This is a genomic window from Singulisphaera rosea, assembly GCF_054877945.1.
The window spans coordinates 163,368-188,230 of record NZ_JBTYIP020000003.1 but is presented as its reverse complement, the minus strand read 5'-3'; the positions used below and the strand labels follow the sequence as shown (position 1 = coordinate 188,230).

General features: G+C 65.5%; 18 protein-coding genes and 2 riboswitches. Of the genes, 12 read left to right on the top strand and 6 right to left on the bottom strand.

The window, feature by feature from the left end; translation table 11 throughout:
• Positions 1-194: 194 nt before the first annotated feature.
• Complete coding sequence (locus ACYOEI_RS07170; RefSeq protein WP_462849122.1) at positions 195-392, bottom strand: hypothetical protein; 198 nt, start codon at positions 390-392, stop codon at positions 195-197.
• Here ACYOEI_RS07170 and ACYOEI_RS07165 point away from each other — a divergent pair.
• On the top strand, positions 301-576 hold the full coding sequence (locus ACYOEI_RS07165; protein ID WP_462849108.1) for a hypothetical protein: 276 nt from the start codon (positions 301-303) through the stop codon (positions 574-576). The two genes, ACYOEI_RS07170 and ACYOEI_RS07165, sit on opposite strands and share 92 nt — an antisense overlap.
• Entirely contained in the window at positions 567-1,574 is a 1,008-nt protein-coding gene (locus ACYOEI_RS07160) for an IS66 family transposase (RefSeq protein WP_462848690.1), read from the top strand. The genes ACYOEI_RS07165 and ACYOEI_RS07160 overlap by 10 nt, the downstream gene beginning before the upstream one ends.
• Positions 1,575-1,890: 316 nt before the next feature.
• Here ACYOEI_RS07160 and ACYOEI_RS07155 read toward each other — a convergent pair whose 3' ends face one another.
• The gene (locus ACYOEI_RS07155; protein ID WP_462848689.1) at positions 1,891-3,132 is read right to left on the bottom strand and encodes a hypothetical protein; all 1,242 of its coding nucleotides are present in this window, start codon (positions 3,130-3,132) and stop codon (positions 1,891-1,893) included.
• Between the two features lie 353 nt (positions 3,133-3,485).
• Here ACYOEI_RS07155 and ACYOEI_RS07150 point away from each other — a divergent pair, with 353 nt between their 5' ends.
• The 3 genes from ACYOEI_RS07150 to ACYOEI_RS07140 all read left to right on the top strand — a co-directional run bounded on the left by ACYOEI_RS07150 (position 3,486) and on the right by ACYOEI_RS07140 (position 8,166).
• The gene (locus ACYOEI_RS07150; protein ID WP_462848688.1) at positions 3,486-6,014 is read left to right on the top strand and encodes a DEAD/DEAH box helicase; all 2,529 of its coding nucleotides are present in this window, start codon (positions 3,486-3,488) and stop codon (positions 6,012-6,014) included.
• A gap of 20 nt (positions 6,015-6,034) precedes the next feature.
• Positions 6,035-6,790: a metallophosphoesterase gene (locus ACYOEI_RS07145; protein ID WP_462849107.1), complete on the top strand. Its 756-nt coding sequence runs from the start codon at positions 6,035-6,037 to the stop codon at positions 6,788-6,790.
• A gap of 161 nt (positions 6,791-6,951) precedes the next feature.
• On the top strand, positions 6,952-8,166 hold the full coding sequence (locus ACYOEI_RS07140; protein ID WP_462848687.1) for a DUF362 domain-containing protein: 1,215 nt from the start codon (positions 6,952-6,954) through the stop codon (positions 8,164-8,166).
• A gap of 104 nt (positions 8,167-8,270) precedes the next feature.
• Here the strand turns inward: ACYOEI_RS07140 and ACYOEI_RS07135 are convergent, their stop codons facing one another.
• Together ACYOEI_RS07135 and ACYOEI_RS07130 are read right to left on the bottom strand one after the other, a co-directional pair.
• Complete coding sequence (locus tag ACYOEI_RS07135; RefSeq protein ID WP_462848686.1) at positions 8,271-8,765, bottom strand: hypothetical protein; 495 nt, start codon at positions 8,763-8,765, stop codon at positions 8,271-8,273.
• Entirely contained in the window at positions 8,765-9,688 is a 924-nt protein-coding gene (locus ACYOEI_RS07130; RefSeq protein WP_462848685.1) for a DUF1559 family PulG-like putative transporter, read from the bottom strand. Before ACYOEI_RS07130 ends, ACYOEI_RS07135 begins: the two co-directional genes overlap by 1 nt.
• Before the next feature lie 496 nt (positions 9,689-10,184).
• Between ACYOEI_RS07130 and ACYOEI_RS07125 the strand changes: the two genes are divergently transcribed.
• Positions 10,185-11,597, top strand: a complete 1,413-nt coding sequence (locus tag ACYOEI_RS07125; RefSeq protein ID WP_462848684.1) for a sulfatase — start codon at positions 10,185-10,187, stop codon at positions 11,595-11,597.
• A gap of 184 nt (positions 11,598-11,781) precedes the next feature.
• Positions 11,782-13,176 carry a sulfatase gene (locus ACYOEI_RS07120; protein ID WP_462848683.1) on the top strand — a complete coding sequence of 465 codons (1,395 nt, stop codon included), beginning with the start codon at positions 11,782-11,784 and terminating at the stop codon, positions 13,174-13,176.
• A gap of 87 nt (positions 13,177-13,263) precedes the next feature.
• Here ACYOEI_RS07120 and ACYOEI_RS07115 read toward each other — a convergent pair whose 3' ends face one another.
• Positions 13,264-14,109 carry a PP2C family protein-serine/threonine phosphatase gene (locus ACYOEI_RS07115; protein WP_462848682.1) on the bottom strand — a complete coding sequence of 282 codons (846 nt, stop codon included), beginning with the start codon at positions 14,107-14,109 and terminating at the stop codon, positions 13,264-13,266.
• Between the two features lie 910 nt (positions 14,110-15,019).
• On the opposite strand from ACYOEI_RS07115, the gene ACYOEI_RS07110 reads away from it, so the two are divergent.
• The 5 genes from ACYOEI_RS07110 to ACYOEI_RS07090 all read left to right on the top strand — a co-directional run bounded on the left by ACYOEI_RS07110 (position 15,020) and on the right by ACYOEI_RS07090 (position 22,967).
• Complete coding sequence (locus ACYOEI_RS07110; protein ID WP_462848681.1) at positions 15,020-17,365, top strand: beta strand repeat-containing protein; 2,346 nt, start codon at positions 15,020-15,022, stop codon at positions 17,363-17,365.
• A gap of 69 nt (positions 17,366-17,434) precedes the next feature.
• A riboswitch (cobalamin riboswitch) is annotated at positions 17,435-17,634 on the top strand.
• Between the two features lie 113 nt (positions 17,635-17,747).
• Positions 17,748-18,809, top strand: coding sequence for a DUF1559 domain-containing protein (locus ACYOEI_RS07105; protein WP_462848680.1), 1,062 nt, complete (start codon positions 17,748-17,750; stop codon positions 18,807-18,809).
• A gap of 232 nt (positions 18,810-19,041) precedes the next feature.
• Positions 19,042-20,112 (top strand): PepSY-associated TM helix domain-containing protein, encoded by a 1,071-nt coding sequence (locus ACYOEI_RS07100; protein WP_462848679.1) that lies wholly within the window; start codon positions 19,042-19,044, stop codon positions 20,110-20,112.
• A 281-nt stretch (positions 20,113-20,393) separates the two neighbouring features.
• A riboswitch (cobalamin riboswitch) is annotated at positions 20,394-20,594 on the top strand.
• Positions 20,595-21,226: 632 nt separating this feature from the next.
• Positions 21,227-22,234, top strand: a complete 1,008-nt coding sequence (locus tag ACYOEI_RS07095) for a uroporphyrinogen decarboxylase/cobalamine-independent methonine synthase family protein (RefSeq protein WP_462848678.1) — start codon at positions 21,227-21,229, stop codon at positions 22,232-22,234.
• Positions 22,235-22,469: 235 nt separating this feature from the next.
• Positions 22,470-22,967, top strand: a complete 498-nt coding sequence (locus ACYOEI_RS07090) for a hypothetical protein (RefSeq protein WP_462848677.1) — start codon at positions 22,470-22,472, stop codon at positions 22,965-22,967.
• A gap of 141 nt (positions 22,968-23,108) precedes the next feature.
• Here the strand turns inward: ACYOEI_RS07090 and ACYOEI_RS07085 are convergent, their stop codons facing one another.
• A complete protein-coding gene (locus ACYOEI_RS07085) occupies positions 23,109-24,680 on the bottom strand; it encodes a hypothetical protein (protein ID WP_462848676.1) in 1,572 nt (523 codons plus the stop codon).
• Between the last annotated feature and the right edge of the window lie 183 nt (positions 24,681-24,863).

The window sequence follows — 24,863 nt, the reverse complement described above, 5'->3', positions numbered from 1 at the left end:
GACCGAGACTTGGCACCCGTGAAAGGATTGCCTCCTCCAAGCGATATCGAGTGCAACCGTACAGGAAGACTACAGTCTTCGGCTGTGCTTCTGCTATTCCAATTCGTCGTTCGTATCCTCGTTTTCGACTTCTTCGGTAAGAACCCCGTCGTAGCCGTTCACGGCCCAATCCAGCTTTTTCGGCCTGATGTCGATTACTTTTTGAGGATGAGCGCAACATCCAGCGAGTGTCCCCGGTGCCAAGCCCTCGCGGCCAAAGTGGCTGCACTCGAAACGGAATTGGAGAGTATCCGCGCCCAGTTGGCTGCCGCCAAGAAGGACTCCGCGACCTCGTCCAAGCCGCCTTCCTCGGACATCGTCAAGCCGAAGCCTCCCGAGAGATCCGACGGCATGCCTCGCTCCATCGGCGGGCAACCCGGGCACGAGAAGCACGAGCGTCAGCCGTTCCCGCCCGAGCAAATCACTCGGTTTGAGACACACGACCTCCACGCCTCCCCGATTGCGGCGGGAGCTTGCGACCCAACCCGACGATCCCTCGCGTCATCCAACCGATCGACATCGAAAAGATGCCGTTGACCATCGAGCCGCATACCTGCCCCGAATACTGGTGTGATGCCTGTCGGAGGCCGTGCTGGGCACCGTTCCCCCTGAAGATCGCACGTGGCGGCCTGGTGGGCCCCTATGACGAGTTGCTTCGATTCCTGCCCGACGCGAGGCTGTTGAACATCGATGAGACGGGCCACCAGTGCAACAAGGAGGCCTGGTGGACTTGGTGCCTACGGGCCGACTTGTATACGATCTTCAAGATCGACCCGCATCGCAGCGCCGATGTGTTGATGGACCTCTTGGGCCGGGATTTCCAGGGCGTAATCGGTTGCGATTATTTCTCGGCGTACCGGAGATTCATGCGGGAATGCGGCGTCACGGTCCAGTTCTGCATGGCGCATATCCTTCGTGACCTCACCAAGGCGGTGCTGGGCGCCGTGGCAAAGCTCCGGAAGGCCTTGGCGGCCGAGGCCCCCAAGGTCCCTCGAGGTCGTCCCGCCTCGAAGGCGGCCAAGCGAGCCGCTCGGCTCAAGAAGCGGTTGATGGCGAAGGTCGCCGATTTGTTCGAGCACCGCTACCTGTTCGTCAGGAAGCACCTGACCGCATCCGAGCGTAAGACCTTGGCACGGATCACTCGAGGCCAGCCGCAACTGCACCGCCTCCGCGAGCTGATGGAGGAGATCTATCGACTGTTCGATCGTCGCTGCCGGATGGCGACCGCGTTGGCGAAGCTGGCCCGACTCCGGGCGCACTTGCGGCGATTCGTGCGACTCCGGGAGGTGCTCAAGAAGTTGTTCAGTCCGAGCCTTGAGAAGGCTCTGATGTTCCTGGACGACAAGGGCCTCGGGACGACCTCAAACGCAGTCGAGCGAGGTAACCGCCGATATCGCAAGATGCAGAAGACGGTGTACCGAGTGCGGACGCAGGAGGCGATCGAGGAGCGATTGGCGTTGGACCTACTCCGAGAGCAGCAGGCTGGCGGTCGGTCCGAGACGATCGAGGCGCTTCACCTGGCGAGGGCTGCATAATCGGACAACCCGATATCCTTGCTACAGTGTCGCAAAATGGCGATTTATGCCAAACGCGGTTGTCTCATCAACCCTAGGGCCGCGGACTACGTCCGAGGGTTCAGAGATCCAGGCGTGAGTTTCGAGGATTGCGGAACTTGCCTGCACCCACCTCCCGATTCTCGGTTCGTTCGTTAATCCTCTGCCGCTCTTCGAGAGCTCGAAATCAGGACGGGGGAGTTTCTGCACGCGAGCTTGGAGGCCACGCTGGCAGACGACATCCTGCCGCTTTGTCGGAGCATGGTTCATAAAATTGATGACACGTTAGAATTCATGCTCAGTTGAACCAGAGGGCGAATCCGATGAACTCGCCCCGGAAGATCCGGTTGATGCGGGCCCAGGTCTCGGCGGAGGTGACGTGGCCGCGTTCGAGGTAGGGGGAAACGCCGGTTCCCTGGATCCAGAGGACGAGGTCGAAGATGCGGGGCTCGGTGAAGACCTTGCGCACGTTGATGCCCCGGCTCCGGTCCTGGCCTCGCCAGAAGGGGGCGAGGGTCTTCCCCTTGAGGATCGACTCGAGCTCGTCCAGGACATGCCCCCAGCCTTCAACCATCTCGGCGTTGACCTCGACGTTGGGGACGACCGAATGCTGGCCGGGCTTCGGGATCCATTCGCGGTCATCGTCCGATTCGGCCTTGATGAAGGCCCAGGACGATCGGCTGAGCGCGACCATCGACTCGAGATGGGCGAGGGCCGAGGTGAGCCGGGCGGGCTCGGTCGCGGGCAGTCGGATCAGGTGGATGGTCGCGGCGATGTCGAGGATCTGGCCGACGAAGTCGTCCTTCTGGCCAGTCCCTTCCTCGAGGAATTTCTCCGGAGCCTTGGCCCCTCGGAAGAGGAGATAGGACGTGTGGTTGAAGACGTCCTCGAAGTCGTAGGTGAGCAGGATCTCGGTCAAGGCGGAGAGGACGTGGCAATAGCCTCGGAGCCAGTCGACGTCGCCCCGGTCGAAGGCGATCACGAACGCCCGGGCCGCTTCGGCCGTGACGTTCGCTTGCCTGTTGAAGTTCGCATAGATCTTCCACAAGGTCTCGTCCTCGCCGGCGGTGCCGTCGCCGTCGAAGTCGAGCCGGATCAGGCCGAAGCGGAGCGGCAGCTTGACGTCGGGGGACGTGATCCCGGCCAAGGTGGCATCGACCTCGGCGAGGTCGTGGAGCCAGGCCTGGAGCAGCGCCCGGGCGGTCCTGTAGTCGAGCGGCTCGGGCTTGGCATTCGCCCGGATCGGGAGATTTGTCGCCGAGAACGCCCCCCCTAGATCGGTCCGGTAGCCGTGGCGGTGGAACGCCTGCATCCGACGTTCGACCGCGTGGACGAATTGGACCACGCCGAGCGCGAACCTCGACCGATCGTCCTTCGGATCGGCCTTCAACGCATCGTCGAGCACTCGCTCGGCTTGCGTGAACTCCCCTCGCGAGAGGACGTCTTCGTACGGGGGCTCGGCCGCTCGGGCCCGGGCCGCCGAGACGCCGGCCAACGCCACGGCGACGACGAACGCCCACCTCGATCTTGTGCGGAACATCGGGGGGAAACCCTCCTGGCTTTGGGAATTGTCGAGAGGTGTGGCCACTCCATCCCCGAGATCAGAACCGATCGCTCGCGATTTCGCCAGCCATCGGCGGTCGAACTCCTCGGGCGTTCGTGCCTGGACGCAATTTCAGCTCGAATCGTGCTCGATCTTTCGAGGAATTCGATTGTGCCGCCAAGACAGGACGATAATAACTCTGCTACGATGAATCGCTGAGGATCTGAGGACGCAACACGCCGGCCCGAGCCGGCGATGTCCCCGAGGAGCGAGCGTGGCGCAGGATGTGCCGCGTTTGTGCTGGGATGCTCATTCCAGGATCGGAGAATCCGGGGCCGTTATCCGCTTTGATGGGGCCGGTCCGCGACTGGTTCGCGGCGGCCTTTCCGGGGGGGCCGACGCCTGCGCAACGTCTGGCGTGGCCGATCATCGGCTCGAGCGAAAATCTCCTGCTGGTCTCGCCAACGGGGACGGGCAAGACGCTGGCCGGTTTCCTCGCGATCCTCGACCGGCTCTTTCGCGAGCACGCCTCCGGGACCCTCGTCCCGGGGATCCGCTGCCTCTACGTCTCGCCCCTGCGGAGCCTCGGCTACGACATCGAGCGGAACCTCTCGGGCCCTCTCGACGCGATTCGGCAGTCGCTCGGGCTCGAACGCAGCCCGGTCTCGATCGGCGTCCGGACCGGGGACACCTCGGCCTACCAGCGCCGGAAGCTCCGCGATGACCCTCCTCATCTCCTGATCACGACCCCCGAAAGCCTCTCGCTGATGCTCGCGCAGTCGGCCTGGCATGACCGCTGGGGCGGCGTTGGCCACCTGATCGTCGACGAGGTCCACGCCCTTGTCTCGAACAAGCGAGGGGCCGACCTCGCGGTCTCGCTCGAGCGACTCTCGGCCATGGCCAAGTCCGACCCGGCCCGCGTCGGCCTCTCGGCGACCTGCCGCCCCGCCGAGCCGGTGGCACGCTTCCTGGTCGGCAACGGGCGTGATTGCCGCGTGGTTGAGGCTGCGCCCCCCGAGGGGACGCCCTCCCTGGAGCTCGAGGTCGACTCTCTCATCCGGTCGGACGAGGAACCCCACCGCGGCCTCTCGTATCGAAGGCTCCTGAGGCGCATCGGGCAGGAGGTCGGGCGCAACCGCACGACGATCGTCTTTGCCAACACGCGTGCCCTCACCGAGAAGCTCACCCACGACCTTCGCCGGACGCTGGACGGGGGAGACGCGACCGTCGCCGCGCACCACTCGGCGCTCGACGCGACCCGGCGTCGCGAGGTCGAGGCGGCGCTGAAGGCCGGAGACCTGCGAGCGGTCGTCACGAGTACGAGCCTCGAGCTCGGGGTCGACATCGGCTCGGCCGACTTGACCATCCAGGTCGGCCTGCCGGGGGGCGTCTCGAGGTGCCTCCAACGTGTCGGCCGTTCGGGGCACCGTGTCGATGCGGCCTCTCGAGGGCTCCTGCTCGCCGCGACGGCCGGCGAGCTGGCCGGGGCCGTGGTCACGGCCCATGAGGCCCGCACCGGGAACGTCGAGCCGCTCCGGGTGCTTTCCGCCCCGCTCGACGTCCTCTGCCAGCAGCTCATCGGCATGGCCTGCGGCGGCGAGTGGTCGGCCGACGCCGCGTATGACCTCGTCCGCAAGGCGTCCCCGATGGCGACGCTCACCCGGGCCGACTTCGACGCCTGCCTCGTGTTCCTGGCGGGGGAACTCGCGTCCCCGGCCGGGGCGTTCGAGCCGGAGCCGGGGGCCACCCCGCGCTGGACCTCGCCGAGGATCTGGAAGAAGGCGGGGCTGTTCGGGCTCCGGAGCCGTCGCGTGCTCCGTTGGTTCCTCGGCAACGTCGGGACGATCACCTCGGAGGAGTCGGTCCGCGTCCTGGCCGACGGCGCCGACATCGGCACGCTCGAAGGGGCCTATGCCGAGCGGCTCCAGCCCGGCGAACGGTTCGTTCTCGACGGACGTGTGCTCGAGTTCCGCAGGCTGGAAGGCCTGGTCGTCCACGCCAAGGCGGCGGAAGGAGATCCGACCTTGCCCCGCTGGTCGAGCGACCGTCAGTCGCTCACCCCCGAGCTCGCGCTGGCCCTGGCACGGTTCCGCGACGAGTCGGCCCGGTGTCTACTCGACGGCCCCCAGGCGTTCCGAGCCCGGCTCTGTGAGGAGCACGGCCTCGACCCCGAGTCGGCCGAGGTCCTGGTCGACCTGTTCGAGGCGCAAGAGCGATACAGCGAGATCCCGACGGCCGACGCCTTGCTCGTCGAGGAGTCGCCCCGGGAGGATAACTCCTGGACTTACACCTTCCATGCCCCGCTGAGTCGATCGACCTGCGAGGCGCTCGGCCGAGCGATCGCGGCTCGCCTCGGTCGACGGTTCGGCCGGAACCTGACGATGGCCGCCTCCGACCTCGGTTGGTCGATCCGCCTGCCCGAAGGGGCCCGCCTCTCCCGCGACGAGCTCGGCTCCCTGCTCGATCCCGAAGGCTTCGACGACGACGTGATGGAAGGCGTCGACCGGGGCGAACTCCCCGCACGGCGGTTCCGCCACATCGCCGGGACGGCCCTGATGGTCTTGCGGAACCCGGAAGGGGGCCGACGCCGGGTCGGGGGCTTGCTCTGGGTCAGCACCCGGCTCTATCCTCTCGTCAAGGCGGCCTGCCCCGACCACCCCCTGCTCCGCGAGACTCGCCGCGAGATCCTGGAAGACCTGCTCGATGCGCCGGGAGCCCGGGAATGGCTCCATCGCCGGCCTCATCTCCATTTCCGGAGCCTCCAGGGCCCTTCACCGTTCGCGACGGCCTGGATCGAGCTGTCCGAGCCCGAGCCGTTGCAGTACGAGTCCCCCGCCGACGCCCTCCGGCGGCTGCACGCCCGGTTGAGCACCGGTTGAGGAGGTCGCCGTTGACTCGGATGCGGAAGTCGAACGACGGGTCGAAGACACTCATGGCTCCCGAGTCCGGATCCTCAACCTATTCTGCATCGGCAGAGCGGGTCGTTGCCCCGCTCTTCCCTGGCCCCGAAGGCTGGTGCCTCTCGCCCGAAGGGGCGGCGGTCCACCCCGGTGAGCGGATCGCCGTGATCGCCGACGTCCACCTGGGGTATGAGTGGGCACGCGGCAACGGGGGCGACTGCGTCCCGGCCCATTCGCTGGCCGAGACCCTCGCCAAGCTGTCACTGCTTCTGGAGCGTTCGACGATCGAGCGCCTGGTCGTCGCGGGAGACCTCGTCGAATCCAACACCCCTTGCCCGAGGACCCTCGCGGACGTCCGGCAACTCAGGAGATGGCTCGCCGACCGTGGCGTCACGCTCGTCCCGCTGTCGGGCAACCACGACCCTCGCCAGTACCCCCCCCTCCCCGAAGCCTGCGTGGTTGCCGGTTGGACGATTGCCCACGGCCACCGACCAATCGCTTCCTCACGCACGATCACAGGGCATGTCCACCCAGTCTTCCGGGCGTCGGGTGTGACCGCCCCCAGCTTCCTCGTCGGCCCCGAGACGATCGTCCTCCCCGCCTTCTCGGCCAACGCGGCCGGCTGGAACGTCGCGGCCGGAACCTGCCCTCCTCCATTCCCGGCCGGGACACTCCGTTGCCTCGCCAGCACGGGCTCCGAGTTGCTCGACTTCGGCCCCGTCGCCCGCCTCGCTGGCCAGTTCGAGGGACGTTGAATCACAAACCGAGCCGGAATACAGTCGCAGGGGGCCTCGTCCGGGCGTTTCCCCTGGGAAATAGAAAGGTGCGATGGTGTCGGGCTTGCCGATAATTTTGAAAATCGCGGCTGCGGTGACGCGCCGACGTCGGACCTTCCCCGGATCGAGGAGTGCGAACCATGTCCAAGCCGTATCCTTGTGGCGGTTTCGGCCGTCGGCAATTCCTCTGGAGCGCTGCCGCGATGCCGGCGCTCGCGGCGATGAACGTCTCGGCCGCAGAGCCGAAGGCCGTGAAGTCCCCGAGGAAGCCCGAGGGGAAGCTCGGGATCCCGGGCCCCTACCCCGGCCAGGTCGTCGAGGCCCGCAACAAGGCGATGATCAAGGACGGCGTGAAGGACGAGAAGGCGATCCGCGCGACCGTCGACCGGGGCATGAGAGAGCTCACCGGCGCCGACGACGCGGTCGAGGCCTGGCGGGCCTTCTTCGAGCCCGGTGACGTCGTCGGCATCAAGATGAACCCGGTCGGCAACCCCCTCGCCAACACCTCGAGCGAGTTGATGCTCGCGGTGATCGATGGCCTGAAGACGGCCGGCGTGAAGACGAAAGATATGTTCGTCTTCGAAAGATATAAGAGCGAATTTGTCACGTCGGGGATGTCCGCGGCCGTCCCCGACGGGGTGCGCTGGGGGGGCCTGACGCCGGAGGACGACCCGTCCCAACTCACGATCCACTGGCCGGGCGACGACCCCGTCTCCGGATATGACCCCGACGAATACATGACGATGGAACTCGTCGGCCAGGGGGCGGACCCGAAGGACGATCGCACGATCCGCTCGCACCTGGGCCTGCTCGTGACCCGGCGGGTGAACAAGCTCGTGATGCTCCCCGTGCTCAAGGACCACGGCTCGGCGGGCGTCACCGGGGCGCTCAAGAACATGAGCCACGGCCTGGTGAACAACGTGGCCCGGTCGCACAGCACGGCCGCCACCAACGTCTGCAACCAGTTCATCCCGCAGGTCGTCAGCCACCCGATCATCCGGAGGAAATGCGTCCTCCAGATCCTGGACGGCATCCGAGGGGTCTTCCAAAAAGGGCCGTTCGGGCGCAATCCCGAGTTCGTCTGGGACTACAACGCCCTCTTCTTCGCGACCGACCCGGTGGCCCTCGACCACGTCGAGTGGCGGATCATCGACGCCAAGCGCAAGGAGAAGAACCTGCCGCCCGTCGCCGCGACCGGCAAGACGGGCCTCGACCCGCTCGGCACCGAAGGGTTCGACGTCCGGCAGCCCCAGCACATCGCCCTGGCCGGGAACCTCGGACTCGGCAACTTCGAGTTCACGTCGCCCCTGGGGAAATCCCGCTCGATCGACCACCGGATCCTCGACGTGAGCTGAGTTTGTGAACAACGCAAGTCGGCTCTCGGCATCGGCTGCACCGTCTTGTGACGATGCTGTCGATGGCGAGAGCCGTTTGGTTGGTCAGATCCGGGACCCGCGGCTTATCGACGCCTGGTCCTCGAGGCGAGTTTCTGACGCGAGGTGAGGTCGAACGTGAAGGCGTTTGCTTCAGCCGTCTTCACCTCGACCTTCAACTCGGTCTGGGCGTTATAGCGGACGGGGATGATGTTTTGGACTTCCTCGATCGTTTCGGAGGGGAGGTCGGGGTGGGGGATTCGCTTGCCCGTCGGGCGGACGGCGAGGATTTCCACCTGGTAACGCCCCGCGGGCGGACCCGAACTCGATCCGAACTGGAATTGGCCGTCGGAGACCTCGCCGGTCGCGGCCGCACCCCCCTCGATCGGGGCGAAGGTGATCGACCCCGAGGGGAGCGGCTTGCCGTCGAGCTTGATCGCACCCGAGACCGGTTGCCGGGGCGGACCTTGCTCGCCGCCGCAACCGACGGCGAGCAGGATCGCGGGGGTAACCAGCCAAGGCCGCCGAGCACGAATCGGGAACCCTCGGCGACGGACCGGATGACCGTTCTCGGTCCTCATCAGTAGCTACTCCCGTCGATCACCTCTCCCCCAGCCCGGCTGCTCAGGGCCTTCCAGACGGGGATCGAGAGCGAGTCCTTGGTGAATCGGACCGAGCCGTCAGCTAGCAGGGTGTTGACCCCGCCGGGGTGCTGGCTCCGCGAGGCGATGTAGTGGTTGATCGCGTCGCCCGTGTTCCGGTTGCAGGGGGCCTTCGGCTCGGTCCAGCAGGCGCCGTAGTCGGGGACCTGGCTGTTCGGACCGTTCCGGGTCGAGATCTGGTGCGACGAGGCTTGGTCGCTCCAAACTCGGCCCCGGCGGTCGATCACCGAGACGTCCTGGCCGGGCGGGTGCGGCGTCTGGATCAGCTCCGACATCAAGAACGTCTGGCTCGTCCCGTCCGTGATCTCGGCGAGCGACGCGCCGTAGTTCAGGGCGAAGGTCGCGGGGAGGACCTGGTTGTTATAGGTGTTCTGCCCCCAGTTGACCCCGTAGCTCCCCTTCACGTCCGTGATGCCCCCGGCATTATTCACGAACAAAACTTGCTGATCCGAGGGGCAATCGAAGGCGTTCACCCTCGCGGCCCGGGTCGTGCTGTTGGCCGTCTCCTGGAAGGAGAGGCTGTAGTTGAAGCTGTTGGAGAGGTTCGACTGCTCGAGGTACGGCAGGAGCGAGGTGATGAAGGGCTGCCGATACGAGTAACCCTTGGTCGACGTCACCTGGATCGAGCCGGGGGCGAACCGGCCGTGGACGTCGTGGTAGTTGTGCATGGACAGCCCGAGCTGCTTCAGGTTGTTGGTGCACTGGATCCGACGGGCCGCCTCACGCGCCGACTGCACCGCCGGCAACAGCAGTGCAATGAGCACCGCGATAATAGCGATCACCACCAAAAGCTCGATCAGGGTGAAGCCCCGTCGGAATCGCTCGCCGCGACGCGATCCCATCTCGCACGAACCCAGACCCTCGAACCCAACCGGAACCATCCTCAAGCTTTGACTGCCTTTCATCACCTCAACTCTCCTTTCCAACAATCTTCCGAGGAGCGACGGCCGATCGCGTCGACCCGGTCCGCGAATTTTTCGCCGTCCGTAATGCCGCCGGCATCCTCAGGATTCGGGGGGCGTGTCGGCTGTTATTCTTGCTAGTTCATCGGTATTGTCAAGATTATTCTTTATAAACTTGACCGGATTGGTGATCGATTGGTAGGCTTGGCCTCGACGAAGGCGGAGGATTTGGCCACAAGCCGAGGGAATTCGAGCCACCCGAGGGCGGTTCGGGGGTTTCTCGATAGGACGAGGATGCCGAAACTGGGCTGCAGTCGGCTCATTCCGGCATCCCGGCCGGCCGTGCTTTGGGGCGACCCGTGTTCGATGGCCATCGCAATCGACGGGGAAACCCGCAACCCGATCGGCAAACCAAGTTCGAGAGGAGTCAGCCTTGATGCGAGAGCTGAGACAGAGATCGATGGGTCGGCTTTTGAGGATGATCGCCCTCGTGGCCGGCCTGGCCGCGGCCGGGGGAACGGACGCGGTCGCGGCGGGCCAGCCGAATATCGTGATCCTGCTAGCTGACGACCTGGGCTATGCCGACGTCGGCTTCCACGGGGCCCGCGACATCCCGACGCCGAACCTCGACGCCCTGGCCAAGGGGGGCGTCCGCTGCTCCAACGGCTACGTCTCCGGGCCGTATTGCAGCCCGACGCGAGCCGGCCTGTTGACGGGCCGCTACCAGCAGCGTTTCGGCCACGAGTTCAATCCGGGGGCGGTCGCCGCGCCCGGCGTGCGCCTGGGGCTCCCGCTGTCTGAGTCGACGATCGCCGACCGACTGAAGGCCGCGGGGTATGCCACCGGGCTCGTCGGCAAGTGGCACCTGGGGGCGGATCCGGATTTCCATCCCAACAAACGAGGATTCGACGAGTTCTTCGGGTTCCTCCCCGGGCACCACGATTATTTCGTGGAAGAGAGTCAGGATATCTATAGAGACCAAAAGATCGTGACCGAGAAGGCGTACCTCACCGACGCCTTCTCCCGCGAGGCCGTCGCGTTCATCGACCGACACAAGGACCAGCCGTTCTTCCTCGAGCTGGCCTTCAACGCCGTTCATACCCCGATGCACGCGGATGACGCCCGACTCGCGAAGTTCGCGTCGATCGAGGACAAGACCCGGCGGACCTACGCGGCCATGCTCTTCGCCCTGGACGAGGCCGTGGGGGCCGTCCTCGCGAAGCTCCGTTCGGCCGGCGTCGAGGACAACACGCTCATCGTGTTCCTGAGCGACAACGGCGGCCCGACCATGCTGGGCACGACGATCAACGCCTCGCGAAACACGCCGCTGCGTGGTTCGAAGCGGACCACGCTCGAGGGGGGAATCCGCGTCCCGTTCGTGGTCAGTTGGAAGGGCAAGCTCCCCGAGGGGGCCGTGTACGACAAGCCGGTCATCCAACTCGACATCCTCCCGACGGCCCTGGCCGCCGCCGGCGTCGCGATCGACCCGAAGGCCAAACTCGACGGTGTCAACCTCGTGCCGTTCCTCAGCGGCAAGGACCAGGGTACCCCGCACCATTCGCTCTACTGGCGGTTGGGCGACCAGTTCGCGATCCGTCGAGGTGACTGGAAGCTCGTCCGCTACGACAAGGCGCTGGACACCCCCGGGGCGAAGTCGGACGCCGCGACCGCCAAGAGTGGGCCCGTCCGTCTCTACAACCTCGCCAGCGACATCGGCGAGGCCCATGACCTCATCACCGAGCAGCCGGAGAAAGCCCGGGAGCTGCAAGAGGCCTGGAAGTCCTGGAGCGACCAACTCGCCAAGCCGCTCTGGGGCCCCGGTGCGGCCGCCAGGACGGCCGTGCGATAGTCGTCGGCCCCCTTGTCTGTCCCGAACCACGGTTTTCCCTCGAAGACCGGGTTTCTGACGTACTCGACATGGACAACCCCTTTCGGGGTATCTTCGCCGACTCCCATAGAAACTCGGCATATCAAAAAATCAATTGGCGTGGTCCGATCTCAAAGGACCATTGCAAGACAAGGAGTATGCTCCCTTGAAACGACTCGGATTCCCCCTCGCCGCGACCCTGCTGCTCGCGGCGATCGCGGGCGGGCCGGCGGTCGCCGCCGAGAAGAAGCCCAACGTCCTGTTCATCGCCGTGGACGACCTGAATCACTGGGTCGGCTACCTGGGACGGAACGCCCAGACGATCACCCCGAACATCGACAAGCTCGCGGCGAGGGGCGTGCGGTTCTCCCGCAGCTATTGCGCGGCGCCGGTCTGCAACCCGTCGCGAGCGGCCCTGATGTCGGGCCTGCGGCCGTCGACCTCGGGGGTCTACGAGAACAACAACGACTGGCGCAAGGCGATCCCAGAAGACCTGCCGCTGACGACGACGTTCCGCAAGGCAGGGTATTACGTCGCGGGGGCGGGCAAGATCTACCACGAAGCCTACCGCCGTCGGGCCGAGTGGGACGACTACTTCGAGTCCGAAGGGAAGGACCCGCTTCCTAAGGGTGACACGGGCGTCGGCGGGATCAAATTCGCGCCTCTCGACTGCAACGACGAGGACCTTCGCGAGTGGAAGATCGTCCAGTATGGCATCGACCAACTGGCCAAGGCACGCGACAAGCCGTTCTTCCTTGCGGTCGGCCTGCACAAGCCGCACATGCCCTGGAACGTCCCGCGCAAGTACTACGACATGCACCCGCTCGACGCGATCCAACTCCCGCCGCATCGCGAGGACGACCTCGCCGACATCCCCCCCGCGGGGATCAAGATGGGCAAGCCCGAGGGTGACCACAAGGCGATCCTCGAATCCGGCCGTTGGAAGGAGGCCGTGCAGGGCTACCTCGCAGCCATCTCCTACTGCGACGCGATGATCGGCCGCCTCGTCGAGGCCTACGACAAATCCCCCGAGCGGGACAACACCATCGTCGTCTTCTGGGGCGACCACGGCTGGCACCTCGGCGAGAAGCAGCACTGGCGCAAGTTCGCCCTCTGGGAAGAGGCCACGCGCGCCCCCCTCATCTGGGTCGTGCCCGGCCTCACCCAACCCGGCCAACTCTGCGAGCGCACGGTCGATTTCATGAGCATCTATCCGACGCTCACCGACCTCTGCGGGATCCCGACTCCTTCCCACATCGAGGGACGGACTATCCGCAACCTCCTCGCCGATCCGAAGGCCGCCTGGGACCAACCCGCCCTCACGACCTATCGCTTCGGCAACCACGCCGTGCGGTCCGACCTCTGGCGCTACATCCGTTACGAGAACGGCGACGAGGAACTCTACGACGAAAGAGCGGATCCCTACGAGTGGACCAACCTCGCGAAGGATCCAAGCCATGCGGCCGTCATCTCGGAATTGGCCAAACGGCTCCCCGCAACGAACCATCCCGACATCGGCGGGGTCGTCGGAGCCGCCGCGAAGAAGAAGGCGGCTCGATAGTCAAAAATCCTGTCCTGATCTGATCTGCCCTGCCCTTCCCTGCCCGAAACCCGGCTTCTTCCTCAAGCCGGGTTTCGGGAGGTTCATTCAAACGGATTTGAGCCCGAACACCTTGGCATAGACGTCGAGCTTTTCGCCGAGAGAGGGGGGCCGGACGCCGTCCCCCGTGTGGAAGAGAGCGACGAGCGTCGTGTCGTCGTCGGCCGATCGCCCCCCCCGGTAGTCCTCGACTCTCGCCAGGAGCGTTGGACCCATTCGATGAGGGTCGGAGAGGTCGAGCCCTCGAGCGAGGTTGAGCAACCCTTCTTCACCGAGCATGGCACCGGACGGGGTCGTCGCCTCGATCAGGGCGTCGGTGTAAAAGAAGACAGCGTCGCCCTGGCCGAGCGTGACCGAGAACTGGTGATAGTTCGTCTCATCGTCGAATCCGAGCGGGAGATTCCCGGCCTCGCCGACGTTCCGATCCATCAGGCCCCACGTCCCTGCCTTCGCGTGATACCAGAGCGGTCGAGGGTGGCCGGCGTTGCAGACAGTGAGCGTCTTCTTGTTCGCCAGGTAGGTGGCGATCACCGCCGTGGCGAAGCGCTGCCATTGGGCGAACTCGGTGAACTGTTGGTTGAGCGAGCGGACCAGCCTCGTCTGGCTCTTCGTGTTGATGTTCTTCCGCATGAGGTCGCGGAGCGTCGCCGAGAAGTCGGCGACTTGTGACCCGTGCCCCGACACATCCGCGACGATCAGTCGACTCGTCATCCCCCCGCCGCAGACCGACAAATAGTGAATGTCGCCCCCCCGCGCGGCCCCTTCATACGGCAGGCTGTATACCCAGGCCTCGAGCCCGGGCATGCTCAGCGCCTCCTGGACGGCATGGCTCCCGCCCCGGATCTCCATGCAATGCATCGCCGCCCCCTCGCGTGGGCTCGCTTTCGATGTCATCGGGTCCCCTCGACAAGGGTCTTCGATCGTGGCGGTTCCCGCCGGAGCCGACCTCGGTCGGTGACATCTCGGCGTTCGACGTCCAACCCGCCAGCGTAGCCGGCGCAGACGACTCTGGAAAGAGTCCTCATCGCCTCGTGACCGTCACCCCGAAGGCCGTAGATGAACATCGTCGCCGGCTGGCTCTCAGGCACTGAGACGAGCACCTTCAGTCGGAGGATGTGGTCCGCCGCTCGTCAGAGCACTTGCACGACACCCATGTCGAAATGTCCTCGTAAAGCAACATCCAACCGGCCAAAACGCGACGTATCCTAAGCAGTAGCCCGTCTCCTGCCAACGGTTCAACACGACGGCCGACGCCGACCGCCCTCATCCTGTATACGGGTTCTGATGCTTTATGGCGACATGCCACGCGATCGTGACTTGCCTAGATCTCCTCGATTCTCGGAATTCCCTCGGACGGATGGCGAGAAGAATCGGGTCGAGAGTATGAATTGGGTTGAATTCGTAGGCGGCGGGGATTGGGTTGAGCGGGGGGGTGCCAGGTTTTGATTCTGTGATCAAAAATGAATCGGCGAATGCGTGGAATGGAAAAAAGGGATGAATGTCGCGAAGAATCTTCGCCAAGACTTGGGAATGCATTCTATTGTCGAAATAGATTGAAAAAACGTGATGTTGTTACGATAAGCCTGCGAGAAGGACGGTCGGGGACGTTGTAGGAACACCGACCAACGTAACAAGACGGAGCGGCGGCCCGAAGTCCGCGCCCCCTCCGAGTCGTGCAACGACGGAGAATGCACCCTCGATGCTGGGAATCCGAGCTCTGCGCCCGCGAAGAACTCCCCGAAGATCGACCCGCCAGGCCTGGACGTTTTCGGGCGGGCTCGAATCACTGGAATCTCGGGTCGTCATGTCGGTGGCGATCCAGTACGACTACACCTATGACAACTCCGGCTTCTTCGCGAACAATCCCGCGGCGAAGACGGTCCTGGAGCAGGCCGCGGCGATCATCGGGGGTGGCCTGCACGACAGTCTCACGGCGATCACGCCCAATGCGGCCGGGGGCAACAACTGGTCGATCACTTTCGCCAACCCGAGCAGCCCGAGGTCGGGCTCGTTGGTCACGGTGAAAAATCCGACCGTGGCTGCCAACACGCTGCTCGTCTACGTGGGGGGCTTCGCCTCGCCGACCAGTGGCTATTCGTATTACACCGGCGCGGGGGAGTCTTATAGCGGCTCGAAGGATTTCATCCAGAACATCAATTCGCGAGGCCAGGCGGGGGCCCTGGGGGCGAAGCCGACGGACACCTCCCCTTGGGGCGGCATGCTCACCTTCAGCGCGAATTCGAACTGGAGCTTCGCGGGTACCGGCGGGACGCCCGGGGCCGGCCGGTACGATTTCCTCTCGGTCGCCGAACAAATGCTCGTGAGCACGCTCGGTTTCGGTACGTCGCTCCCATGGACGGCCAACGTCGACTTGATGAACCGCACCTTCACCGGAACCCATGCCTCGGTGAGCAACGGGGGGCCCGTCCCCTTGGCGACCGACAGCAACGGCATGTGGTCGACGAAGCTCTCCTCGAACGGCAAGGAGCCGTTGATGGACGGGCTGCTCGCCCCGGGCCAGCGTCGCGGGATGACCTCGCTCGACTGGGCCGGTCTGGCCGACGTCGGTTGGGTGACCGACGCGCTCTCGTTCACGACCCAACCCCCAACGAAGGTAACAACCGGAACCCGATTCGGCGTGGCCGTCACGGTCGTCGATCCCAACGGGTACAAGGATGCGTCGTTCAACGGTCCCGTCACCCTGAGGATGGGAGCAAACCCGGGCGGCGCGACGCTCGGCGGCACCCTCACCGTAAATGCCGTGGGCGGGGTGGCGACCTTCACTGGTCTGACCCTCGACAAGTCCGGCACCGGTGAGACCCTCCTGGCCACGAGCTCGCTCCTCCCCGCCTTCGCGACGACGACCCCGTTCTCCTCGTCCGCGTCATCGGCGGCGCAGCTGGCGATCACGACGTCGCCACCGAGCCGCGTGACGATCGGCGCCCCGTTCTCGATGGCTGTTACGATAAGGGACGGTAATGGGAATCCGGACAATAGCTACACCGGGCCCGTCACTCTGAGCCTCGCGACCAACCCCGGAGCTGGCGTTCTCGGTGGGACCTTGACGGCCCAGGCCGTCCGGGGGGTGGCGACATTCTCGGGCTTGACCCTAAGTGCGACAGGGGCGGGCTACCAGATCAAGGCGACCGCAACCGGCGTGTCGGCGGCGACATCCTCGGCAATCACGGTCACTCCGTCGGCGGTGACGGTCAAACCCGCGGCAACGCAGTTGGCGATCACCGCGCAGCCGCCGAGCAGCGTGAAGACGGCGGGCAGCTTTGGTCTGACGGTGACGGCGAAGGACGCGAGCGGGAATGTGGATCCCAACTACTCCGGATCGATCACGTTGAGCCTCGCGGCCAACCCCGGCGGTGCGGTCCTCGGAGGTACACCGACGGTCCAGGCGGTCCGAGGCGTGGCGACGTTTACGGGCCTGAAGTTGAACACCTCTGCGTCCGGTTACCAGATCAAGGCGACCGCAACGGGCCTTTCCGCGGCGACGACCACAGCCATCACGGTGACGCCCGCTGCGACGCGATTGGTGGTCTCGACGCTCCCGCCGAGCAGTGCGAAGACGGCGGCCGGCTTTGGTTTGAAGGTCACGGCGAAGGATGCGCAAGGCAACGTGGACCCGAATTACTCCGGCCCGGTGACGCTGAGCCTCGCGGCGAACCCTTCCGGCGGGGTGCTCGGTGGGACGCTGACGGTCCGGTCCGTGGGCGGTGTGGCGACGTTCTCGGGACTGACGTTGAACGCGGCCGGGGCCGGCTACCAACTCCTGGCTACGGCGGCGGGCTTGCAGTCCGCGACGACGACGTCCATGACCGTGATTCCCGCCGCGACACAGTTGACCATCTCAACTCAACCACCGAGCAACGTGAAGACGCTGAGCGGATTCTCGCTGACGGTCACCGCGAAGGACGCGAGCGGCAACATCGATCCGAACTACACCGGTACCATCACGCTCACCTTGGCCGCAAACCCCAGCAACGGCATGCTGGGTGGGACCTTGACCGTCAAGGCCGTCCGCGGTGTGGCGACCTTTACCAACCTCTACCTGACCAGGTCGGGAGTCGGTTATCTGATCAAGGCCACAGCCGCGGGGCTGACCCCGGCCACGACGTCGACGATCACGGCCAAGACGGCGTGAGGAGGCTCGGGGGCTCGGGGCCTCGCGATTGGGACCGCCGCTCCTTGACTGGGGCCGATGAGGTTGGTTCTAATCCCATGCTCGACGGGTGCTCCCCATCTCGAGAGGGGTCGGGAGATAATAGGGAAGACGGTGAGAATCCGTCGCGGGGCCGCCGCTGTGATCGGCTAGGCCCCCGGACATTCGTGCCACTGCCGCGAGGTGGGAAGGCGGTCCGGGAGCCGTTGGATGCCGAGAGCCAGAAGACCTGCCCGTCGAGTCGCTGTTCCGATGCTTCGGCCACGAGCATCCGGACGGGCCGCTGGCAGACGTTCTGCAACGGGCCGTGCGCTCGAGGGCCGAAGCTGGTCCCTTGCCCGTCCCGGCAGAAAGATCTCACCCCATGCCTTCCCTCCCGTCCGTCCGCCGTCAGGGTTTCACCCTGATCGAGCTCTTGGTGGTGATCGCGATCATCGCCGTCCTCATCGCGTTGCTCTTGCCCGCCGTCCAGGCCGCCCGCGAGGCCGCGCGTCGCGCCCAGTGCTCGAACAACCTCAAGCAGATCGCCATCGGGGCGATGAATTACGAGTCCTCGACGGGCGTCCTGCCGTCCAGCAGCTTCCCTTATCCCGCCGACCCCACCAGCACGAAGCCTTACCCGGACCACAGCGCGTTCGAGCGGATCCTCGGCTTCATGGAGCAGGTCCCCGCCTACAACGCCATCAACTTCTCTCGGACGATCTACGACAACGAGAACCTCACGATCGAGGGCCTCGGGATCGCCACGTTGTGGTGCCCGAGCGACTCGACCGTGTCGAAGACCGCTCCCCTGGTCCGGGTCGCCGCGGCGGCCGGCGGGATCAGCCTCCCGTTCTGGAATCCCGACCCGTTGCCGGCCGGCGTCTGGGCCCAGGCCCACGCGAGCTACCGGGGCGTCTCCGGCCTCTGGATCAACCCGCCGAAGAACATGACCCCCGCCGAGCTCCAGCGTGCCAAGGCGACCCACAACGGCATCGTGTTCATGGACAGCAACGTCCGGCTGGCCGACGTCACCGACGGCACGAGCTCCACGATGATCTTCGACGAGCGGGCCCAGGCCTACTACGTCAACGACGCCGCCACCACCCCGACGAGGGCGTTGTACTATCAGTCGATCTACGGGGCCTGGACCTACGGCTATTACTCGGCGCAGGGGATCTACAACGCGGCCCCGAACCGGTTCCGGAGCCCGTATTACCCCTCGAGCTTCCATCCCGGTGGCATCAACGTGGCCTTCTGCGACGGGTCGGTCCATTTCCTCAAAGATTCTATCGACGCCTTCCCCGTCGTGAACGACTACGCAGTGGCGGGCCCGCTCCTGAACGGGCCGAGCGGCTACAGCCTGGCCCCCAACGCGAGGATGGCGGTCTACCAGGCACTCGCCACCCGTGCCGGCGGCGAAGTGATCAGCGCCGACGCCTATTGATCCGCGAAGGTCTCGCTTTGAAGGACACCGGGCCGATGTTGCCATCGCATCCGAATCCGAGGCGCCCCAGCCGGCGCCCGTGGGGAACGATCGTCGCCACCCTGACTGCGGCCCTGGCCGTTGGGTGCGGGCCGCCCGACCCCGGGCCTCGTCCCACGCCCCCCGGCCAATCCCCGCCGGGGGCGCCGGACGCGTCGGGGCTTCCCAGCCCTCCGGGAAAGGCCTCCGAACGATGAGGTCCTACCGGGTCGTCCGCAAGGTCCACTCCGTTTTGGGCCTTGGTTGCGGCCTCGTCCTGGCCGCGACGGCGCTCAGCGGCGGGATCCTGGCGTTCCGCTCCCAAATCGATCGAGGACTCAACCCGTCCCTCTGGCGGGTCGAGCCCCTGCACGCCCGGGCGTCGCTCGATGCGGTTCGCCGCGCCGTGGAGTTGGAGTCCGCAGGTGGGCCGGCATTGCGCATGCTCCTCTTCCCCGACCGCGAAGGGGTGGCTCTCATGGCGTTCCTCGGCGGGCGAGACCCTTCGGATCGCTGGGAGGTCTTCGTCGACCCTCATTCGGCGAAGATCCAGGGCCGACGGCGATTCGGCACCGGCTTGATCGACCGGATCAAGGCGTTCCACGTCGAGCTCCTCCTCGGCAAGCAAGGCCGCCTGGTCGTTGGAGCGATCGGGCTGCTTTCCCTGACCCTCGGAGCGAGTGGCACCTGGCTCTGGTGGTGGACGAGACCCCGAAGTGTCGACGGGCCCAGGAGACGAGTTTGGACAGCCCTCGATGTCCACCGGCAGGTCGGCATCCTTGGATTGGTCCCGACGACCGTCCTGGCCGTCACCGGCGCATCCCTGATCTTCCGGCCCTATCTCGCGCCGATCGTTGAACGGATCACCGGCCCGATGCCCTTGGACCTCTCCGCCCGGTCCTCTGGGGATCGGACGCAGGCCCCGCCGTCGCTCGACCGGATCTGCGAGCTGGCCGCAAGAGCCTATCCCGACGCCCGGATCACGAGGCTCTATCTCCCCGAAGGACCGGAAGGTTCGTTCGCCGTCCGCCTGCGGCTCCCCGAAGAGGGGAACCCGCACGGCAATACGGCCATCCTCCTCGACCGCTACGACGGCAAGGTCCTCCGCAAGCTGACCTCTCGGTCCGCGAACTCGCTCCAGCAGATCCTCTGGTACGCGCCCTATCCGTGGCACACCGGCGACGCCCTGGGCCTTTCCGGTCGGTGGCTAGCCGCCGCCTCGGGAGCGATCCCCGCCATCTTGCTGGTTTCGGGGGTGCTCTGGTGGCGCCGTCGCATACCCTAAGTTGATATTGTTGTTTGTTGTTATCGTTTTTGAAAATAGGCGAAGGCGAAGTGGAACGCGAGGCGCCGTGCGGGAGTTGGACGACGTGGAGACTTGGAGGATGGACATGGGGCGAGGACACTTTGATCGAGACAGAAGGGCTTTGCACCTCTCGGCTTGGTCATCGACCGCGATGCGAGGAACTGGTGTCGCGGCTCGCCCATCAGGCCCTGTTCCGGTTCTCCTGGTTATGCGGGAAGGTGTCGTGATAAACGGGTGGCCCCCCGAACGAAGATAGGCTATGCTTCGTGATATCGACGGGTTCCTCTCGTTTCGACGTGAGGATGAAAAGGGAAGCCGGTGAGAATCCGGCGCAGGGCCGCTGCTGTAATCGGCGAGAATTCCGGGCATCGACGTCACTGCGACCCTTGAGTCGCGGGAAGACCGCCTGGGATTCGATCGTAGCCGTAAGCCAGAAGACCTGCCTGTCGATGACGCCAACGATGCTCCGGACCCGAGCACGCGGCAGGTCAGGCACATTCCGCTCGGGCGGCGCCTCCCTGCGACTCAGGTCCGGTATCCCACTGCCCGGACCGGCAGGAAGGTTGAAAGTGCCCAAGAAACCAGGCGGTTTTTCGCTGCGCGTCGATGCGTTCGTCCGGGATGTCCCATCGCCTACGGCGCTGCGGTCGTCCATCGACCACTCCGCATCCGTCTCGACTCCCCTCGCGACCATGCGGAATGGAACGCCCGCCGGTGGGCCTGCCCGGCTCACTCGAGCCTCGACCGGGGAGGCGGATGCGAAAGCGTCGGGCTCGGCCTCGTCGATGTCCGTGACTCGCGTAATCTTGGGCGTCGTTAGCCTTCTTTACGTGGCTTTCACGTTTTTTACGTTGGTTTGGGGCGTGAGATGGTCTCTCCGTTCGAGGTGTCGGCGTAGGCGGGTCGAGTCGGCCGCGTTGCCCATCAGCTTGGCCCACGCCGTGATGTTGAACGTCGCGCTGTGGAGCGATGCGGGCCGTGGGTCGACAACCCGCCGTCGTTGGGAAGGATTCAAACCCGCGTTGGCAACGTGGCTGGAGGAGGCGTGCGACCGACGCCTCGTCGGAGCCCTTGCCGGAGGGACGGAACCCAGATGAAGACGTCATTCGCGGGTTGTCTCCCGCCGGGTTGCGTGACGGGCGTTGGCAGCCTGCCTTTTCTCGAGGCCGACGAGGCCGTCGAGTTCGTGGCCGAGCATTGCCCGGAGCTCCCGTTCTGGCCCCAACTCCCCCGCCGCCACGCGGGGGAGGGCGTGATCGGCCAGGGGTTGGGGAGGCTCATCGAATACCTCGAACCGGCACGCCGACCCTACTGCTGGGCGGTGCGGCGGGGCGCGGCCTCGGATTTCGAGGCTGCGCTCGATTCGGGCGATGCGGGCCTCAAGCCCGAGACTGCGGCCGGATTCTTCGCCTTGGAGCGTGCGTTGGCCTCGGGCCGGTTCCCCGGGGCCAAGGGGGTGAAGGCCCAGCTTGAAGGGCCCGCGACCCTTGCCCGGTGCCTCTTCCTGGACGGTGTGCCGTTGGCCAAGGCCCCAGGCTGGCTCGAACGGCTCGCCGAATTCCTCGAACGCCAAGTGGTCTGGCAAATCCAACGTCTCCAGGAGTTCGGGCGACCCGTCCTGTTCGTGCTCGACGAACCGTCCTTGTCGCTGGTCGAGGAGGACGCCGACCCCGTCGTTTCGGCGTTGCGGCGCGTCCTCGAGGCGGCCCGACGCGAGGGGGCGGCCGTCGGGATCCACTGCTGCGCCCCGCTGCCGTCCATCGCGTTCGCCGGGCTCGACCTCGATGTCCTCTCGTTCGATGCCCATCTTCCCATCGAAGTCGACGAATTCACCCCGGTCGCCCGCGACTTGCTGGCACGCCATGGCCATCTCGCGTTCGGCCTCGCCCCGACCGGCGGGTCGAGCATGACCCTCGAGGCGATGCGATCGAGTTGGCTCGCACTCGCGTCGGCGCTCGGCGACCCGCGCGAGGTCGCCGCCAAGACCATCGTCACCGCCACGTGTGGGCTCGGGCTCTCCACCGGGTCGCAAACGCGCCGATCCTTCGAACTCGCCCGGAAATTCGGCGAGGAGATCCTCTCGACCGCGGCGGTCGACTGAGTGCCAATCCCGAAACCCGTTTTCTTCTTAGGACGAGTCCCATCCCTGAAAAGGAGTTTCGACAGACTGACGCCCGACGTAAGAATTCGCGACGCCCGGCGAAAGCACTCCGGAGGGCCGCGAATCCCGGCGGATTTCCGCGGCCTACGAGACTCATACCAGCCGTCCGGATTACCTGGCCCGGGGGAAACTCCGGCCGGGCTGCCGAGGATGGACGCAGAGGAATTGCAGGAGGATGTCGATCGAGATGTGTGAGACCGTCGATCGCGACGTTGCCTGGGTGCAGGGATTGCTGTACGCGTTCTCTCAGTGCAATGGCAGGACGAACGAGGATTACACCTTCACTCTGGAACCCCTCCCGAAGCCGACCTCGTTGCGCGAAGCCGTAGAGGGTCTGTTCCAGGGCTCACTGGAACCAAACGGACTGACGTTCAACTCGACCGATGATCCTCCGGCGTTATTACGCCAATTGCTCAACCGTTGGCTCTTCCCGTTCGACGGTACGGAGGTCAACGTTTCCGGCGACCAATTGCAACCGTACTGGGCATTCCTCGGTGACCAGCGAAAGAGGTTGGTGGACGAGGTGGTCGGCCATCTGGCGATCCTGCTCAAATCCTCGGTCGTGTGGAAAGTCGAGGTCCGGACGAGCGTCTGGTACGAAGCGGCGTACGACGATGTCGCCTTCGAACTCCCTGGCCGTGTCTTCTACCTGCACTTCGGTGTTTCGGATTAACCTTGGTCGGGCGCTGCTCCGCCCCGGTCGCTTCGCGGTTTTTGACGGGTTCGAAAGCCGAACGGCGGTGTCCGGAAGAATCCAGGACACCGCCGTTGGTGGGCGGCCATCGAGCGATCGTCGAAGGCCCGAAGGAGTACGTCAAGGGCAGGTCAAGCAGGCGGGGACGGCCACGGGGACCATCGTGCACTGCTGGACGGCGACCTGGCGGGGGACGACGCGGGCGACCCGGCGGGTCAGCGTCACCGGCACTTGTTCGGGGACGCAGACGGCGACCTGGCGTTGCGCGGTCTCGGCGACCATCCGGCAGGTGGTGACCGGGATCATCTCGACCTTCTCCTCGGCGACCATCGAGCAAGTGGTGACCGGGACGTTCTCGACGCGCTCTTCGGAGACCATCTGGCAGGTGCGGACCTCGTAGGGCTCGACCCGCTCCTCGGCGACCATCGAGCAGGTCGTGACCGGGATGTTCTGGACGCGCTCCTCGGAGACCATCTGGCAGGTGCGGACCTCGTAGGGCTCGACCCGCTCCTCGGCGACCATCGAGCAGGTCGTGACCGGGATGTTTTCCACCCGCTCTTCGGAGACCATCGAGCAGGTACGGACCTCATAGGGCTCGACCCGCTCCTCGGCGACCATCCGGCAGGTGGTCACGGGGATGTTCTCGACGCGCTCTTCGGCGACCGTGGTGCAGGTCTGGACCGGGACCTGCCGGGTCATCGTCTCGGAGACGTACCGGGTTTCGCTGATGTTGCGAGCGACGGGACGCGAGACGAACACCGTCTTGCAGACGGTCCGGGGCGGGCTCTGGACCGCGACCGTCGCGATCGTGGCGTAGGCCTGTCGTTTGTGGAAGCACTTGAAGAGCTTCTTCTTCACGCAACCACAAGGGGGTGCGACCGGGGCGACGACGGGCTGCTCGACCATCGGGCCGGGAACCACTTCCGCCTGGGTCTCGTAGTAGCCGGTTTCCTCGACCACCTGGCGGACGGTCGTCACGGGGCGGCAGACGGTGTAGGGCTGCTCGACCATGGTCGTCTGGACCACGGGGCGCATTACCGTGTAGCGTCGCTGGGTGTTGACCGTCTGGTAGACCGGCTTCATGACCTGGTAGCGCCGCTCGAGATGCTGGGTCGAGTAGACGGGCTTGCAGACGGTGTAGCGTCGCTGGGTATTGACGGTCTGATAGACCGGCTTCATGACCTGGTAGCGCCGCTCGAGGCGCTGGGTCGAGTAGACGGGCTTGCAGACGGTGTAGCGTCGCTGGGTGTTGACGGTCTGGTAGACCGGCTTCATGACCTGGTAGCGCCGTTCGAGGTGCTTGGTCGAGTAGACCGGCTTCGAGACGGTGTAACGTCGTTGGGTATTGACGGTCTGGTAGACCGGCTTCATGACGGTGTACTTGCGGGCCACCTGCGTGGTCTCGCTGACCGGCCGCATGACCGTGTAGTTCTCGGTCTGGAAGGCCTGGCGGTAGCGGGTCTCCATCACGGTGTAAGCCTGGTCTTCATACACCGTGTCGTAGACCGTCCGGTAGACGGTTTCGACCTGGGGGGCGAGCGTCACCACATTGCATTGGGTCTGCATCACGGGCGCCGGGGCGCAGCTCGTACAGGCCCCCCCGCCATAGGTCGCCCAGGCCGGGGTGGTCAGCCCCCAGACGGCCAGGGCCGCGCCCGCGATCGGACGCATCAGTTTCATGGACTCCGACATGCGTGTCTCCTCGACGGTTAAGCGGTCATCCGTGATGTCTTGCCAAGCGGTGTGGAACTGGTTGATGGCCGCAGGAGCGCCATGTCTCGTCCCTGAGATCTCCTCCTGTCAAATCCATTGCATCCTACCCACCCGAACAACTCTCAAAGGATGCGCCGGCCCTGCGACAGGTGCCTCCTATGC

What these genes read in the sequence shown, in the direction of transcription:
- ACYOEI_RS07160 (WP_462848690.1), top strand. Translation starts at nt 567, where the DNA reads ATGCCGTTGACCATCGAGCCGCATACCTGCCCCGAATACTGGTGTGAT.
- ACYOEI_RS07115 (WP_462848682.1), bottom strand. Translation starts at nt 14,109, where the DNA reads ATGACATCGAAAGCGAGCCCACGCGAGGGGGCGGCGATGCATTGCATG.
- ACYOEI_RS07110 (WP_462848681.1), top strand. Translation starts at nt 15,020, where the DNA reads ATGTCGGTGGCGATCCAGTACGACTACACCTATGACAACTCCGGCTTC.
- ACYOEI_RS07090 (WP_462848677.1), top strand. Translation starts at nt 22,470, where the DNA reads ATGTCGATCGAGATGTGTGAGACCGTCGATCGCGACGTTGCCTGGGTG.
- ACYOEI_RS07125 (WP_462848684.1), top strand. Translation starts at nt 10,185, where the DNA reads ATGCGAGAGCTGAGACAGAGATCGATGGGTCGGCTTTTGAGGATGATC.
- ACYOEI_RS07170 (WP_462849122.1), bottom strand. Translation starts at nt 392, where the DNA reads ATGCCGTCGGATCTCTCGGGAGGCTTCGGCTTGACGATGTCCGAGGAA.
- ACYOEI_RS07155 (WP_462848689.1), bottom strand. Translation starts at nt 3,132, where the DNA reads ATGTTCCGCACAAGATCGAGGTGGGCGTTCGTCGTCGCCGTGGCGTTG.
- ACYOEI_RS07105 (WP_462848680.1), top strand. Translation starts at nt 17,748, where the DNA reads ATGCCTTCCCTCCCGTCCGTCCGCCGTCAGGGTTTCACCCTGATCGAG.
- ACYOEI_RS07135 (WP_462848686.1), bottom strand. Translation starts at nt 8,765, where the DNA reads ATGAGGACCGAGAACGGTCATCCGGTCCGTCGCCGAGGGTTCCCGATT.
- ACYOEI_RS07095 (WP_462848678.1), top strand. Translation starts at nt 21,227, where the DNA reads ATGAAGACGTCATTCGCGGGTTGTCTCCCGCCGGGTTGCGTGACGGGC.
- ACYOEI_RS07145 (WP_462849107.1), top strand. Translation starts at nt 6,035, where the DNA reads ATGCGGAAGTCGAACGACGGGTCGAAGACACTCATGGCTCCCGAGTCC.
- ACYOEI_RS07150 (WP_462848688.1), top strand. Translation starts at nt 3,486, where the DNA reads ATGGGGCCGGTCCGCGACTGGTTCGCGGCGGCCTTTCCGGGGGGGCCG.
- ACYOEI_RS07140 (WP_462848687.1), top strand. Translation starts at nt 6,952, where the DNA reads ATGTCCAAGCCGTATCCTTGTGGCGGTTTCGGCCGTCGGCAATTCCTC.
- ACYOEI_RS07130 (WP_462848685.1), bottom strand. Translation starts at nt 9,688, where the DNA reads ATGGGATCGCGTCGCGGCGAGCGATTCCGACGGGGCTTCACCCTGATC.
- ACYOEI_RS07100 (WP_462848679.1), top strand. Translation starts at nt 19,042, where the DNA reads ATGAGGTCCTACCGGGTCGTCCGCAAGGTCCACTCCGTTTTGGGCCTT.
- ACYOEI_RS07085 (WP_462848676.1), bottom strand. Translation starts at nt 24,680, where the DNA reads ATGTCGGAGTCCATGAAACTGATGCGTCCGATCGCGGGCGCGGCCCTG.